The sequence below is a fragment of the Brachybacterium sillae genome, from assembly GCF_025028335.1.
Taxonomy (GTDB): domain Bacteria; phylum Actinomycetota; class Actinomycetes; order Actinomycetales; family Dermabacteraceae; genus Brachybacterium; species Brachybacterium sillae.
Window position 1 is genome coordinate 712,243 of the sequence record NZ_JAFEUW010000001.1, and the last position, 15,205, is coordinate 727,447.

General features: G+C 70.5%; 13 protein-coding genes. 4 read left to right on the plus strand and 9 right to left on the minus strand.

Features of this window, described 5'->3' with window-relative positions; all coding sequences use genetic code 11:
- Positions 1–6: 6 nt before the first annotated feature.
- The 6 genes from JSY14_RS03200 to JSY14_RS03225 form a co-directional block, all read right to left on the minus strand.
- Positions 7–1,344 carry an ABC transporter permease gene (locus JSY14_RS03200; RefSeq protein WP_259557323.1) on the minus strand — a complete coding sequence of 446 codons (1,338 nt, stop codon included), beginning with the start codon at positions 1,342–1,344 and terminating at the stop codon, positions 7–9.
- Positions 1,341–2,645: an ABC transporter permease gene (locus JSY14_RS03205; RefSeq protein WP_259557324.1), complete on the minus strand. Its 1,305-nt coding sequence runs from the start codon at positions 2,643–2,645 to the stop codon at positions 1,341–1,343. The genes JSY14_RS03200 and JSY14_RS03205 overlap by 4 nt, the downstream gene beginning before the upstream one ends.
- Positions 2,642–4,213, minus strand: coding sequence for an ABC transporter ATP-binding protein (locus JSY14_RS03210; protein ID WP_259557325.1), 1,572 nt, complete (start codon positions 4,211–4,213; stop codon positions 2,642–2,644). The genes JSY14_RS03205 and JSY14_RS03210 overlap by 4 nt, the downstream gene beginning before the upstream one ends.
- 92 nt (positions 4,214–4,305) lie before the next feature.
- Complete coding sequence (locus JSY14_RS03215) at positions 4,306–5,418, minus strand: BMP family lipoprotein (protein ID WP_259557326.1); 1,113 nt, start codon at positions 5,416–5,418, stop codon at positions 4,306–4,308.
- Between the two features lie 159 nt (positions 5,419–5,577).
- Positions 5,578–6,801 carry an amidohydrolase gene (locus tag JSY14_RS03220; RefSeq protein WP_259557327.1) on the minus strand — a complete coding sequence of 408 codons (1,224 nt, stop codon included), beginning with the start codon at positions 6,799–6,801 and terminating at the stop codon, positions 5,578–5,580.
- 88 nt (positions 6,802–6,889) lie between these two features.
- A complete protein-coding gene (locus JSY14_RS03225; RefSeq protein ID WP_259557328.1) occupies positions 6,890–8,098 on the minus strand; it encodes a mannose-1-phosphate guanylyltransferase in 1,209 nt (402 codons plus the stop codon).
- A 164-nt stretch (positions 8,099–8,262) separates the two neighbouring features.
- Here JSY14_RS03225 and sdhC point away from each other — a divergent pair, with 164 nt between their 5' ends.
- The 4 genes from sdhC to JSY14_RS03245 are packed head-to-tail and all read left to right on the plus strand — an operon-like array spanning position 8,263 to position 11,762.
- Entirely contained in the window at positions 8,263–8,649 is a 387-nt protein-coding gene (gene sdhC, locus JSY14_RS03230) for a succinate dehydrogenase, cytochrome b556 subunit (protein ID WP_259557329.1), read from the plus strand.
- Between the two features lie 2 nt (positions 8,650–8,651).
- Entirely contained in the window at positions 8,652–9,092 is a 441-nt protein-coding gene (gene sdhD, locus JSY14_RS03235) for a succinate dehydrogenase, hydrophobic membrane anchor protein (RefSeq protein ID WP_259557330.1), read from the plus strand.
- A 49-nt stretch (positions 9,093–9,141) separates the two neighbouring features.
- Positions 9,142–10,914 (plus strand): succinate dehydrogenase flavoprotein subunit, encoded by a 1,773-nt coding sequence (sdhA, locus tag JSY14_RS03240; RefSeq protein WP_259557331.1) that lies wholly within the window; start codon positions 9,142–9,144, stop codon positions 10,912–10,914.
- On the plus strand, positions 10,914–11,762 hold the full coding sequence (locus JSY14_RS03245; RefSeq protein WP_259557332.1) for a succinate dehydrogenase iron-sulfur subunit: 849 nt from the start codon (positions 10,914–10,916) through the stop codon (positions 11,760–11,762). The genes sdhA and JSY14_RS03245 overlap by 1 nt, the downstream gene beginning before the upstream one ends.
- A gap of 217 nt (positions 11,763–11,979) precedes the next feature.
- Here JSY14_RS03245 and JSY14_RS03250 read toward each other — a convergent pair whose 3' ends face one another.
- The 3 genes from JSY14_RS03250 to glyA all read right to left on the minus strand — a co-directional run bounded on the left by JSY14_RS03250 (position 11,980) and on the right by glyA (position 15,162).
- Positions 11,980–12,828 carry an exodeoxyribonuclease III gene (locus tag JSY14_RS03250; RefSeq protein ID WP_259557333.1) on the minus strand — a complete coding sequence of 283 codons (849 nt, stop codon included), beginning with the start codon at positions 12,826–12,828 and terminating at the stop codon, positions 11,980–11,982.
- 90 nt (positions 12,829–12,918) lie between these two features.
- Positions 12,919–13,821: a bifunctional methylenetetrahydrofolate dehydrogenase/methenyltetrahydrofolate cyclohydrolase gene (locus JSY14_RS03255; protein ID WP_259557334.1), complete on the minus strand. Its 903-nt coding sequence runs from the start codon at positions 13,819–13,821 to the stop codon at positions 12,919–12,921.
- Positions 13,822–13,893: 72 nt separating this feature from the next.
- Positions 13,894–15,162 carry a serine hydroxymethyltransferase gene (gene glyA / locus JSY14_RS03260; protein ID WP_259557335.1) on the minus strand — a complete coding sequence of 423 codons (1,269 nt, stop codon included), beginning with the start codon at positions 15,160–15,162 and terminating at the stop codon, positions 13,894–13,896.
- Positions 15,163–15,205: the final 43 nt, after the last annotated feature.

The window sequence follows — 15,205 nt, forward strand, 5'->3', positions numbered from 1 at the left end:
CGCACCTCACTGGGTGGTGTAGGGGATGCCGTCGGCGGCGGGCACCCGCACTCGGCCGACGACGCCGGCCACCGCGAACAGGGTGACCACGTACGGGATCATGAGCAGGAACTCGCTGGGGATGGCCCCTCCGATCGTTCCCTGCGGCAGGGTGCCCAGCCGCAGCTGCAGCGCATCGGCGAAGGCGAAGGTGAGGGCCGCGGCGAGCGCCCCCACCGGGTGGTAGCGGCCGAGGATCATGGCGGCCAGCGCGATGTACCCCTTGCCGGCGGACATATTGTCGGCGAACGCCACACCGGTGCCGAGGGTGAGGATGGCACCGCCGAGGCCCGCCACGGCAGCCCCCAGCAGCACGTTCTTCCACCGGGTCCGGTTCACGGCGATGCCCATGGTGTCGGCGGCGCGGGGATGCTCGCCGACGGCGCGCACGCGCAGGCCCCAGCGGGTGCGGAACAGCGCCACGGTGAGCACGGCCACGATGATCCACATCAGGTACACCAGGATGTTCTGTTCGAACAGCACCCGGCCGATCAGCGGCAGGTCCGCCAGGCCGGGGATGCGGATCACCGGCAGACGCATCGGGGTGTTGAACAGCTGCGGGTTCTGCTTCATGACGGTGCCGAAGAAGAAGCTGGTGAGCCCGACGGCGAGGACGTTCAGCACCACACCGACGATGATCTGCTGCACCTGGTGCCCGATGGCGAACAGCGCCAGCAGGGCACCCATGATGAGGGCCATCAGCGGCGCCGCGAGCAGACCCAGCCACACGCTGTGGGTGAGCGAACCGATCAGGGCGGCGCCGAACGCGCCGAACAGCAGCTGACCTTCGATCGCGATGTTCACCACGCCGGCGCGCTCCGACAGCACACCCGAGAGCGCACCGAAGGCGAGGGGCACGGCGAGGATCATCGTGACCTGCAGCAGCGAGGCGAGGTCGAGGGCGGCGCCCGCCACAGCCCAGGTGAGGAACGCCAGGACCCACAGCACCCCGAAAACCACGACCAGCGCGGCGCGCAGCCGGCGCGGGGGCGTGCCGCGGCGGGCCTGCAACGCCCAGACGGCGGCGGCGATCGCCAGGGCCAGCAGCGACAGCACGATGGCGGTGGCCCGTGCGGGAAGGCTGATCGACGCCGGCAGCACGCCGAGGTCCCAGCCACCCTCCTGGACGATCCGGTACCCGGTCTGCTGGCCGGAGCGGGCCAGGAGCCCGAACACGGTCAGGGCCAGCAGGCCGAGGGCGGTCAGAGCCGCAGGGAGGCGCCACCAGGTGCGCAACCGCCCCCCGGTGACCTTCTTCTCGACGACCTCGTCGGTGGCGAGGTCCAGGGTGGGGGCGGTGCTCATGCCGTCGTCCTCTCCACGGCGCGGGATCCGGTACCGGGGGTGCCCGGGTCGGAGGGGTCAGTGCCGGGGGTGCTGGCCGCGCGGCGGCGATCGCGTCGGCGGCGCAGCGTCTCGAGGCCACTCATCTGACGCACCAGCCCGGGGGCGGCGATGAACAGCACCACCAGGGCCTGCACCACCTGGACGAGGTCCAGCGGCACACCGGCAGTGGTCTCCATGAAACGGCCGCCGGTGGACAGCGCCGCGAACAGCAGACCGGCCAGCACGATACCCACCGGTCCCGAGCGACCCAGCAGAGCCACGGTGATCGCGTCGAAACCGATGTTGCCGGCGATACCGCCGGTGAGGCGCTGCTCGGTGCCGAGCACGTGCACGGCGCCGGCGAGACCCACGAGGGCACCCGCGACGAGCATCACGCCGAGGGCGCTGCGGCCGACGTCGATACCCGCGACCTCGGCGGCCCGGGGGTTGGAGCCGACGGCGCGGAAGCGGAACCCGAGGGTCGAGCGGGACATGAGCCACCACAGGAACACGATGGCCAGAACCGCCACGAGCAGGCCCAGATGCAGCCGGAACTGCGGGCCCAGCAGCAGCGGAAGCCGCGCGGTCTCCTTGACGGCCAGCGACGTCGGCTGCGGGCGGCCTCCGTTGAAGGCGGTGGTGGTCAGCAGATACTGCAGGCCGTACAGCGCGATCCAGTTGAGCATGATCGTGGAGATCACCTCGTTGGCGCCGAAACGTGCCTTGAGGAACCCGGCGAGACCGCCCCACAGGGCGCCGCCGATGATCCCGGCGACCATCGCCACCAGCAGGTGCACCACCACCGGCAGCTGCCAGGTGAAGCCCACGAACCCGGCGACCATCGCGCCGACGATCAGCTGCCCGGTGCCGCCGATGTTGAACAGCCCGGCGCGGAAGGCGACGGCCATGCCCGCGGCGGCGATGATCAGCGGCGTCGCGACCGTGAGGGTCTCGGTGAGCGGCTTGATCATGCGCTGCGGGGAGTTCGCCCAGGGGTCGAGGATCGCACCGCGGAACATGGCGGTGTAGGCCTCGACGATCGCCGTGCCCATCGCGGAGAAGGTGTCCCCGGGGCGGGCGAAGAAGTACGCCGCGGCGGCGCGGACGTCGGTGTCGGCGATGAGGATCAGCACCGATCCGATGAGGAAGGCGAACAGCAGCGCCAGCAGCACCACCGGCAGGTCGGCGCGCCCGATGTCCCGGGCGATCCGTGCCAGGGCGGCGTTCACGCTGCTGGTGCGCTCGCTCTCGGTGCGCTCGGCGGAGCCGGGGCCGCTCATGCGATCTCTCCTTCGTCGGCGAGCTGGGAGTCGGTGGTGCGGGCGCCCGCGGCGACGGCCTCGCGGGCGGCCTCGGCGGTGTACCCGGCCATCATCAGGCCGAGGACGTCGCGGTCCTCGTCCCCGGGGACGATGCCGAGGATCCGACCGCGGTACATCACGGCGATGCGGTCGGCCAACTGGGCCACCTCGTCGAGTTCCGTGGAGACGATCACCACGGGCGTGCCGGCATCGCGCTCGGCGATGATTCGCCGGTGCAGGAACTCGATGGAGCCGACGTCCACTCCGCGCGTCGGCTGCGAGGCGATGAACAGGGACAGACGGCGGTCCAGGGCACGGGCCATGACGACCTTCTGCTGGTTGCCGCCGGAGAGGGTCGAGACGTGCGCGTCGGCGGATTCGGTGCGGACATCGAACTCGGCGATCTTCTCGCGGGCGCTGCGGGCGATCCGGCCCAGGCGCAGGGCCAGGCGGGAGCCGTAGGGGGCACGGTCGTGCTGGTCGAGCACCAGGTTCTCGGCGATGGAGAAGTCCGGCACCAGGGCGTCATGGGTGCGGTCCTCGGGGACGAAACCGACGCCGGCGTCGAGGATCCGCTTGGTGGAGCGGCCGACGAGCTCCTGCCCGCGCAGACGGGCGGAGCCGGTGGTGCCCTTCTGCAACCCCAACAGCGCCTCGGTGAGTTCGGTCTGACCGTTGCCCTGGACGCCCGCGATGCCGAGCACCTCCCCCTCGTGGACGTCGAAGGAGACGTCATCAAGGGTGACAACGCCGTCGTCGTCGACGACCGACAGTCCGCGCACGGCGAGGGCGACCTCCCCGGGCGAGGCCGGGGCCTTGTCCAGGTCGAGGGACACCGCGCGGCCGACCATCAGGCTCGCGAGCTCCGTCTGGTCGGCCGACGGGTCGGCGGTGCCGACGACGCGGCCGCGGCGGATCACCGTGATGCGGTCGGCGACGGCCTTCACCTCTCGCAGCTTGTGGGTGATGAAGACGATGGAGGTGCCCTCGTCGCGCAGCTGCCGCATGATGCCCATGAGCTCATCGGTCTCATGCGGGGTGAGCACGGCCGTGGGCTCGTCGAGCACCAGGATCTCGGCGCGACGCGAGAGGGCCTTGATGATCTCCACGCGCTGCTGGGCGCCCACGGGGAGATCCTCGACGCGGGCGTCGGGGTCGATGTCGAAACCGAAGCGGTCGGAGATCTCGCGCACGGTGCGGCGGGCGGCGCGCAGGTCTAGCAGCCCACCGGAGGTGGGCTCGTGACCGAGCACCACGTTCTCCGCCACGGTGAACACCGGCACCAGCATGAAGTGCTGGTGCACCATGCCGATGCCCGCGGCCATGGCATCCCCCGGCCCGGAGAAACTGACCTCGCGGCCGTCGAGCAGGATCTGACCGGCGTCGGGCGCATACAGCCCGTACAGCACGTTCATGAGGGTGGATTTGCCCGCGCCGTTCTCGCCGAGGAGGGAGTGGATCTCCCCCGGCTCGACGACCAGGTCGATGGCGTCGTTCGCGGTGAAGGACCCGAACCTCTTCGTGATCCCTCGCAGTTCGAGCTTCACGTGCTGTGCTCCTTGCTGGGGCGCGGCACGGCCCCCGTCGTCGACGGGGGCCGTGCGTCGTGCGGTGGTCCGCCGCCGGGTCGGCGCGACCGTCAGGCGGTCGGCGACGCCGTCGACTCGACGGTGATCTTGCCGTCGATGATGTCCTGCTTCAGCTGGTCGACCTCGCTCTTCAGCTCGGCCGGCACCTGGGCGTCCAGGTCATGGTACGGGGCGATGCCCACGCCGCCGTTCTCCAGGGTGCCCACGTACGGGGTGTTGTCGAAGGAGCCGTCGGCGGCCTGGGTGGTGACGTCCTCCACCGCCTTGTCCATCTCCTTCATCACGGAGGTGAGGATGACCTTCTGCGCGTCCGGGTCGGAGGCGTTGGTCTCGTAGCCGTCGGCGTCGACCCACACCACCATGCGGCCCTCACCCTCCTTGGCGGAGGCCAGGGTGCCCGCGCCGACCGGGCCGGCCACCGGCATCACGATGTCGGCGCCCTGGTCGTAGAAGGTGTCGGAGAGGGACTTGCCCTTGGTCTGGTCCTCGAAGTTGCCCACGAAGGAGCCCTGCTGGGTGTCCTTGTTCCACCCGAGCAGCTGCACGTTCGCGCCGTGCACCTCGTTGTACTTCGCGACACCGTCGGCGAAGCCGTCCATGAAGATCGTCACGGTCGGGATGTTGATGCCGCCGTAGGTGGCGACCTTCCCGGTCTTCGAGCTGCCGGCGGCGACATAGCCGGCGAGGTACGCGGCCTGGGCGGTGTCGAAGGAGATCGGCTTGACGTTGTCGAGCTCGATCGGGTTGCCATCGGCATCCTGGGCGGTGGAGTCGATGATGGCGAAGTTGACGTCGGGGTTCGCCTGGGCCTTCTCGCCGGTGGCGGGGGCCAGCAGGAAGCCGACGGTGAAGATCAGGTTGCAGTTGCCCGCGACCAGGTTGTCGATGTTCGGGCCGAACTCGGAATCGCCCGCGGACTCCGCCGCCTGGGACTGGATGCCGAGCTTCTCCACCGCGGCGTCGAGACCCGCCTTGGAGGTCTCGTTGAAGGACTTGTCGTCCCAGCCGCCGGAGTCGGAGACCATGCAGGCCTTGTAGTCGGAGCCGGCCTGTCCGCCGTCGCTGCCGCCCTGGCCCCCACCGGCGGTGTCCGGGGCGGCGCCACAGGCGGCGAGGGTGAGCGAGGCGACGCCGAGGACGGCGAGGGAACGCAGGGACTTCATGGGGAGGGCCTCCAGTCGAGGGTTCCGGGGCGCGGCACCACGGTGTGCCACCGCAGGGTTCGTCCCCAAACCCTAGCCCGCGTCGGGCGCGCCGACGTATCGGCGGTCCCGATGGTCACCGAACCGTTACGTGGGCTCGGTCTCATCGGCCGGGAGCGCTCAGGCGGAGCGCGACGCCTCGTGCAGATCCCGGTGCACCACCACGGACGACAGCACGGTCGCACCGACCTCGATCGCCCGCTCATCGATCCACAGATCACCCATGTGCAGGTCGTAGGTGCGGCCACCGGGCACCCGGGTGCCCAGCCGGGCGAGAGCACCGGGCACCTTCTCCAGGTACCAGGCGAAATCCTCGCCGCCCAGCGACTGCGCCGCCGGGTCGATGTGATCGCGACCGTAGGCGCTGGTCACCGCCGATTCCAGCAGGCGCACGCTGGCCGGGTCGTTCGAGACCGGAGGCACGCCGCGGTCGTGCTGCACGGTGGCGTGCACGCCCCAGGCGCGGGCCAGTTCCATGAGGATCTCCTCCAGGAGCTCCTCCGCCCGGTCCCAGGCGTGGTGGTCCAGACAGCGCAGGGTCCCCTCGAGCACACCGTGGGAGGGGATCGCGTTGAAGGCACTGCCGGCGTGCACCACTCCCCAGGTGAGGTTCACACCCGAACGGGGGTCCATCCGCCGGGTCAGTGCCGCGGGCAACTGGGTGGCGATGACGCCGAGGGCGTAGACGAGGTCCTGGGTCTGGTGCGGGCGGGAGGTGTGGCCGCCCTCCCCGGTGAGTTCGATGCGCACCGGGTCGGTGGCGGAGGTGATGGGGCCGGGTTTCAAGCCGAGATGGCCGACGTCGACCCCCGGGTCGCAGTGCAGCGCGAAGATCGAGTCGACATCGTCGACGGCGCCCTCGGCGATCATCCGGGGCGCGCCGGAGGGGTGCTTCTCCTCGGCCGGCTGGAACACCAGCCGCGCGGAGCGGCGCAGCAGGCCCCGACGGGAGGCCTCCACCAGGGCGGTCCCGGCGCCGACCACGCAGGCCATGTGCACATCGTGCCCACAGGAGTGGGAGATCCCGTCCCGCCGGGAGCGGAAGGGGACATCGTGCTCCTCCTGGATGCCGAGGGCGTCGATGTCCGCGCGCAGGGCCACCGGCGCGAGCTCCAGATCGGTCCCGGGGATGTCACAGATCAGACCGGTACCGGGCATCAGCCGGGGCGTGAGCCCGAGAGATTCGAGGCGCTCGGCGATGTACGCGGTCGTCGCGTGCTCCTGGTGGCTGAGCTCCGGATGGGCGTGGATGTGGCGCCGCACGGCGATGAGATCGTCACGGTGCTCGGCGAGCACCTGTCGGAGCAGCCCCGACTCGCCCAACAGGCTGCGCGCGTCCTCCACGGCGGTACCGTCCTTTCCTCACCCGCGGCGCGGGTCTCCCACCCGGCGGCGGGGTCCTCCCGGCGCGGGTTCGTCGCGGCGCGGCCCGTCAGCGCAGGGAGCCGCGGCCGTGATCCTCCAGGCCGCCGACGAGCCCGGAGAGGGACTGCGCGGCATCGTCGGCCAGCACCAGCAGCACGTCGTCGGTGTCGACGACGCTCACCCCGTCGAGTCCCACCAGGGCCACGAGGCGACCCGTGGAACCGTACACCGTGGCGCGGGAGCCGACCGCTTCGATCTCAGCATCGCCGAGGGAGATCACGTCGCCGTCGGCCCGGCCGGGCGCGGCGTCGGTGCCGACGCGGGCGGCGCGGGCCTCCCGCAGCTGGCGGCCGAGGGCGGCGAAGTCGCCCACATCGTCCCAGTCGAAGTCGGCCGGGACCGTCGCCACCCGCCCCTGCGCCGCGAGCGGCTCCGCCAGGGCGTGGTCGATCGCGATGGAGGTCAGGGTGGGCCAGACCTCGTCGAGCACCTCCTGCTCCTGTGGGGTGCCGAGGGCTTCGGCGATGCGCCGCACCCCGTGCTCCATCGGCGGGATCTGCTCGACCAGGGCGTCCAGCAGCACGCTGGCGCGCACCACGAACATGCCGCCGTTCCAGCGGAACCGGCCGGTGGCGAGGAACTCCTCAGCGGTGGCGCGGTCCGGCTTCTCCACGAAGCGGACGACGGGTTCCGCCCCGGCGGCTCGCAGGGCGTCGGTCGCCTCCTGATCCCGGGGCTGACCGCTCTCGATGTATCCGAACCCGGTGGCCGGATGCGTCGGTTCGATGCCGAGGGTGACCAGGTACCCGAGCTCCGCGGCGCGGCGGGCGGCCGTGACCGCCTGCTCGAAGCGTTCCTGGGGGGCGATGAGGTGGTCCGCCGCGAAGGACCCGATGACGGCGTCGGGGTCGGCAGCGTGGGCGACGGCGGCGGCCAGGGCGATCGCGGGCATAGAGTTGCGCGGCGACGGCTCGGCGAGGACCCGGGCGCTCTCCCCCACCTGCGCGCGGACGGCCGGGGCGTGGGCCCTGCCGGTGACCACCAGCGGAGGGCGATCGGACAGTGGGGCCAGCCGGTCGACGGTCGCCTGCAGCAGCGAGCGGCCGCTGCCGGTGAGGTCCAGGAGGAACTTGGGGTGATCGCGCCGCGACAGCGGCCACAGACGCGTCCCGGATCCCCCGGCCGGGATCACCGGGACGAAGGGAGCGATGGGCTCGGGGGCGTCATGGGAGGAACGGGCGGGCGCAGGGGCGGGCGCAGCGGCGGAATCCGACATGGCGCCACCCTAAAGAGCGATCCGGGCGCAGGTGGTGCGGGGCGCCACCGGGCGCACAGCCACCCGCGGTGGTAGCCTGACCGCGCCGCCCGGAGGACTGTGCGCCGCTGCACACCCCGGCGCGACCCGACCGAATCATCGATCCGTCTCACCGGGAGGCTTTCGTGGCATCAGCCCAGTCCGGGACGCTCTACCGCGGACGCGAGGGCATGTGGTCCTGGGTCGCGCACCGCGTGTCCGGCATGCTCATCTTCCTCTTCCTGCTCGTGCACGTGCTGGACACGGCGCTCGTGCGGGTCTCCGCTGAGGCGTACAACGAAGTGATCGGCCACTACAAGACGGTGGTGTTCGGCCTGGGCGAGATGGGCCTCGTCGCCGCGATCCTCTTCCACGCCCTCAACGGCCTGCGCGTGATCCTGGTGGACTTCCTGCCCGCCGGCGCCCGCTACCAGCGTCAGCTCTTCTGGGGCGTCATCGCCCTGTGGGTGGTGCTGATGCTCGGATTCGTGCCCGTCCACCTGATCCACATGTTCTCCGGCGGAGGCCACTGACGATGACGACCACCTCCATCCCCGAGCCGAGCACCCGCTACCGCCGCACCGGCCGCGGCGGCGTCAACACGGAGATGCTCGCCTGGCTGTTCATGCGGCTGTCCGGTGTGCTGCTCGTGATCCTCGTGTTCGGCCACCTGCTGGTGAACCTCGTCCTCGGCGAGGGCGTCAAGGGCATCGACTTCGCGTTCGTGGCCGGCAAGTGGTCCAGCCCCTTCTGGCAGGTGTGGGACCTGCTCATGCTGTGGCTCGGCCTGCTCCACGGCGGCAACGGTGTGCGCACGATCATCGACGACTACGCCCACCGCCCCACCACCCGTCTGGTGCTCAAGACCCTGCTGCTGCTGGCCGTGGCGATCACCATCGCCCTGGGCACCCTGGTGATCTTCACCTTCGATCCGTGCCTCGACCCGAACTCCGCCCTGGCGGTCTGCCGGGGCTGATGTCCTCGACCGGCCACCGTCCGTCATCGTCCTGAGGAGACACCCCTCCATGCAGACCCATTCCTATGACGTGGTGATCGTCGGCGCCGGTGGCGCGGGCATGCGCGCGGCGCTGGAGTCCAGCAGCCGTGCCCGCACCGCGGTGCTCACCAAGCTGTACCCCACCCGGTCCCACACCGGCGCCGCCCAGGGCGGCATGTGCGCCGCCCTGGCGAACGTCGAGGAGGACAACTGGGAGTGGCACACCTACGACACCGTCAAGGGCGGTGACTACCTGGTGGACCAGGACGCCGCCGAGGTGATGGCCAAGGAGGCCATCGACGCGGTGCTCGACCTGGAGAAGATGGGTCTGCCGTTCAACCGCACCCCCGAGGGACGGATCGACCAGCGTCGCTTCGGCGGCCACACCCGCAACCACGGTGAGGCGCCGGTGCGTCGCTCCTGCTACGCGGCCGACCGCACCGGACACATGATCCTGCAGACGCTGTACCAGAACTGCGTGAAGCAGGGCGTGGAGTTCTTCAACGAGTTTTACGTGCTGGACGTGCTGCTGACCGGCGATCCCCGCACCGATGAGGATGTCCGCGCCGCGGGTGTCGTCGCCTACGAGCTCGCCAGCGGCGAGGTGCACGTCTTCCGCGCGAAGTCGGTGGTGTTCGCCACCGGTGGCTTCGGCAAGATGTTCAAGACCACGTCGAACGCCCATACCCTCACCGGTGACGGCCCGGCCATGGCGCTGCGTCGCGGCATCCCGCTGGAGGACATGGAGTTCTTCCAGTTCCACCCGACGGGCCTCGCGGGCCTGGGCATCCTGCTGTCGGAGGCAGCCCGCGGCGAGGGCGGCATCCTGCGCAACGCCGACATGGAACGCTTCATGGAGCGTTACGCCCCGACGCTGAAGGACCTCGCGCCGCGCGACGTCGTGGCCCGTGCCATGGCGAACGAGGTGCGCGAGGGCCGTGGCGCCGGCCCGAACAAGGACTACGTGCTGCTGGACCTGACGCACCTGGAGCCCGCGCACATCGACGCGAAGCTGCCGGACATCACCGAGTTCGCCCGCACCTACCTCGGCGTGGAGCCGTACACGGAGCCGGTGCCGGTGTACCCCACGGCGCACTACGGCATGGGCGGCATCCCCACGAACATCAAGGGCGAGGTGCTGCGCAACGAGTCGGACGTCATCCCCGGCCTGTACGCCGCCGGCGAGGTCGCCTGCGTGTCGGTGCACGGCGGCAACCGCCTGGGCACCAACTCCCTGCTGGACATCAACGTCTTCGGCAAGCGCGCCGGTGTCTACGCTGCCCAGCACGCCGCCGAGGTCGAGCTCGCGGAGCTGCCCGACGGTTCGGAGCAGCCGACCGTGGAGCTGCTGGAGCGGCTGCGTGACCGCCCGGCCACGCAGGATCGCGTCGCCGACATCCGCCGTGACCTGCAGGAGACGATGGACGCCAACGTCCAGGTGTTCCGTACCGAGGAGACCTGCCGCCAGGCCCTCGCGGACATCGCCGCCCTCAAGGAGCGCTACGCCCATGTGGCGGTGCAGGATAAGGGCCGCCGCTACAACCTCGATCTGCTCGAGGCCGTCGAGCTGGGCTTCCTGCTGGACCTCGCGGAGGTCGTGACCCTCGGCGCACTGAACCGGCGCGAGTCCCGCGGTGGTCACTTCCGCGAGGACTACGACAAGCGCAACGATGCCGAGTTCCTCTGGCACACCATGGCCTACCGCACCCTGGACGGTCAGGGCGACGAGGGCACCGGCATCCGCCTGGGCACCAAGCCCGTCGTCATCACCCGTTACGAGCCGAAGGAGCGCACGTTCTGATGTCCGTTGCCGTCGACCAGAACCCCGCCGCCGACGCCCCCCGGGAGCGTGCCGAGGGCTCGGCCCCCCAGGACGCCCGGCCGACCGCTCAGGACCCGGCCCGGGGAGCGGCCCAGGACTCCGCCGCCACGGAGATCCCCTCGTTCGAGGTGACTCTGCGGATCGCCCGGTACAACCCCGAGGGTGACGGGAAGACCCACTGGCAGGACTTCACCGTCACCATGCACGGCACCGACCGTGTGCTCGATGCCCTGCACGAGATCAAGTGGCACCAGGACGGCTCGCTGAGTTTCCGCCGCTCCTGCGCCCACGGCATCTGCGGTTCTGACGCGATGCGGATCAACGGCCGTAACCGCCTGGCCTGCAAGACCCTGCTCAAGGACCTCAACCTGTCCAAGCCCATCACGGTCGAGCCGATCAAGGGGCTGCCGGTGGAGAAGGACCTGATCGTGAACATGGAGCCGTTCTTCGACTCCTACCGCGAGATCATGCCGTTCCTGGTGGCGCACGGTCAGGAGCCCAGCCGGGAGCGCCTGCAGTCCGCCGAGCAGCGTGAGCGTTTCGACGACACCACCAAGTGCATCCTGTGCGCGGCCTGCACCAGCTCCTGCCCCGTCTTCTGGACGAACGGGCAGTACTTCGGTCCGGCGGCGATCGTCAACGCCCATCGCTTCATCTTCGACTCCCGTGATGACGCCGGGGAGCAGCGCCTGGAGATTCTCAACTCCAAGCAGGGTGTGTGGCGCTGCCGCACCACCTTCAACTGCTCCGAGGCCTGTCCCCGCGGCATCGAGGTCACGAAGGCGATCGCCGAGGTGAAGCAGGCGGTCATCAGCGGCCGGATCTGACGAGGTGGCCCGGGGGCGTGCCCGACCACCCCGGGTTGCGCCCGGCCACCCGGCACCCAGTCCCGACCTCGGGTCCCGGCTCGTCGGCTGCCGCCCGGCCACGTGCCCTGCTCAGTGTGCGCGCCTGGTTTCCAGAACGTGGAAACCAGGCGCGCAAAGCATGCAGGGGTGGGGCGCGACGCACGGGCCCGAGCGTGCATAGCGTCGGGGCGCGGGCTCATTCGTATCGGATGACGAGCGGTGCGTGGTCACTCCAGCGGGTGTCGTAGCTCGGGGCGCGATCCACCTGGGCGCTGACGGCCCGGGCGGCGAGGTCCGGCGTCGCGATCTGATAGTCCAGGCGCCAGCCCGAGTCGTTGTCGAAGGCCTTGCCGCGCTGCGACCACCAGGTGTACGGACCGGGCCGGTCACCGACGAGGGTGCGATGCACGTCGATCCACGGCTCCCCCTGTGCGCCGAGGCCGTCGCCCTGCTCCCCCATCAGCCGGGTGAAGTAGGCGCGCTCCTCGGGCAGGAATCCGGCCGATGCCAGATTGCCCTTCCAGTTCTTGATGTCGTTGTTCTGGTGGGCGATGTTGAGGTCACCGGTGAGCACCACGTGGCGCCCGTCGGCGCGCAGGGCCGACAGGCGCTCGACCATCGCATCGAGGAAGGCGTACTTGTCGGTCATGGTCTGCGGCTTGTCGACGTTGCCGGAGTGCAGGTAGCAGGACACCACGGTGAGGGCGCGGCCGTCACCGAAGGGGTCGTCGAGGTCTGCCTCGAGCCACCGCCCGGTGTGGGAGGGGTCCTCGAGCCCCGGCAGGCCGGCGCGCGCGGCCTCGAGGTCGATGTCCTGCCGGGCGGTGCGGGCGGCGAGGGCGACCCCGGCGCGACCCTTGAGCTCGGAGGCACTGGCCGCCACTGACCAGCCCTCTCCCAGCAGACCGGCCACGAGCTCCACGGGTGCGCGGACCTCCTGCAGGGTGATGATGTCGGCCGCGGTGCTCGCGAGCCAGTCGGGCATCCCCTTGCGGGCGGCGGCGCGCAGGCCGTTGACGTTCACGGTCGCAATGGTGAGAGCCATGGTCTCGAGTATCCCAGAACGCGCAGCGGCCCCGGAGCCGTGGCTCCGGGGCCGCCTCGCCCGTCGGGGACGGGTGCGGATCAGATCAGATCACTGGTCCAGGCCGATGCCGGCCTGGTGCTCGGCCATCTCCACCACGTTGGTGACCAGCAGGGCGCGGGTCATCGGGCCCACGCCGCCGGGGTTCGGGGAGATCCACGAGGCGACCTCCGCCACGGCCGGGTCGACATCACCGGACAGGGTGGCCTTGCCGCCCTCCTCGGTGGCCTCCACACGAGAGACGCCCACGTCGAGGACGACGGCACCGGGCTTGACGTCCTCCGGCTTGACCATGTGGGCGCTGCCCGCGGCGGCGACGATCACGTCGGCGCGCTTGAGGTGCGAGGACAGGTCCTTGGTGCCGGTGTGGGTGAGGGTGACGGTGGCGTTGAACTCGCGGCGGGTGATGAGCGGGCCGATGGAGCGGCCGACGGTGACGCCGCGGCCGATGACCACGACGTCCTTGCCCTTGAGGTCCAGGCCGTAGCGGGCCATCAGCTCGATGACGGCGCGCGGGGTGCACGGCAGCGGGGTGTAGATCGGGTTGTTCGCGTTGAGCACCAGGCGCCCGAGGTTCGTCGGGTGCAGACCGTCGGCGTCCTTGGCCGGGTCGATCATCTCGATGATCTTGTCCTGGTCGAGGTGCTTGGGCAGCGGCAGCTGGACGATGTACCCGGTGCAGGCCGGGTCGTTGTTCAGCTCGTTGATGACGGCCTCGACGTCCTCCTGGGTGGCGTCCGCCGGGAGGTGCTTCTGGATCGAGTTCAGGCCGATCTGCTTGCTGTCGCGGTGCTTGCCGGCGACGTACGACTGGCTGCCCGGGTCATCGCCCACCAGCACGGTGGCCAGGCCGGGGCGCGGGTGGCCGGCGTCGACGAGCTTCTGGACGCGCTCGGCGAGCTCGGCCTTGATGGCCTTCGCGGTCGCCTTGCCGTCGAGGATCTGTGCGGTCACAGGGGTCCTTTCAGTGACGTTGACTTCTGGGATGCTGCTCGGGGCGTCGGGCCCCGACCGATGCGCGACCGGTCAGTACTGGACGAGCCCCGGGTAGAGCGGGTTGGCCTCGGCGAGGGCCTGGGTGCGGCGACGAAGGGCCTCGAGGTCGGCACCGTCCTGGAGGGCCAGGGCGATGACGTCGGCGATCTCGGTGAACTCCTCGGTGCCGAAACCGCGGGTGGCCAGGGCCGGGGTGCCGATGCGCAGGCCGGAGGTGATCTTCGGCGGGCGCGGGTCGTTGGGGACGGCGTTGCGGTTGACGGTGATGCCGACCTCGTGGAGGCGGTCCTCCGCCATCTGGCCATCGAGGGAGGACTCCACCAGGTCCACCAGCACCAGGTGCACGTCGGTGCCACCGGAGAGGACCTTGATGCCGGCAGCCTTCGTATCGGACTGCTGCAGACGGTCCGCGAGGATCTTCGCACCCTCGAGGGTGCGCTGCTGGCGATCTTTGAACTGTTCCGACGCGGCGATCTTCAGCGCGGTGGCCTTCGCGGCCACCACATGCATCAGCGGGCCGCCCTGCTGCCCGGGGAACACGGCGGAATCGATCTTCTTGGCCCACTCGGAGGTGGACAGGATCATCCCGGAGCGGGGACCGCCGATGGTCTTGTGGATGGTGGTGGAGACGACGTCGGCGTACGGCACGGGGCTCGGGTGCAGCCCCGCGGCGACCAGGCCGGCGAAGTGCGCCATGTCGGCCCACAGGTGGGCGCCGACCTCGTCGGCGATGGAACGGAACGCCTCGAAGTCGAGCTGGCGCGGGTAGGCCGACCACCCGGCCACGATGACCTTCGGGCGGGCCTCACGGGCGAGCTCGCGCACCCGATCCATGTCGATGCGACCGGTGGCGGGGTCCACCTCATAGGCGGCGATGTTGTACAGACGGCCGGAGAAGTTGATCTTCATGCCGTGGGTGAGGTGGCCGCCGTGGGCGAGCGACAGACCCATGAGGGTGTCGCCCTGGCGGGCGAGGGCGTGCATGACCGCGGCGTTCGCGGTGGCACCGGAGTGCGGCTGCACGTTGGCGTGGTCCGCCCCGAACAGGTCCTTGGCCCGCTGGATGGCGAGCTCCTCGGCGACATCGACCTCCTCGCAGCCGCCGTAGTAGCGCGCTCCCGGGTACCCCTCGGCGTACTTGTTGGTGAGGACCGACCCCTGGGCCTGGAGCACCGCACGCGGCACGAAGTTCTCCGAGGCGATCATCTCCAGCATGCGGCGCTGGCGATCGAGCTCGCGGTCGAGCACCCGGGCGATGTCCGGGTCGACCTCGGCGAGCGACTGGTCGAGAATGTTCATCGGTCCTCCTACGGACGTCATCGGTCGAGGAGATGGGGCGACG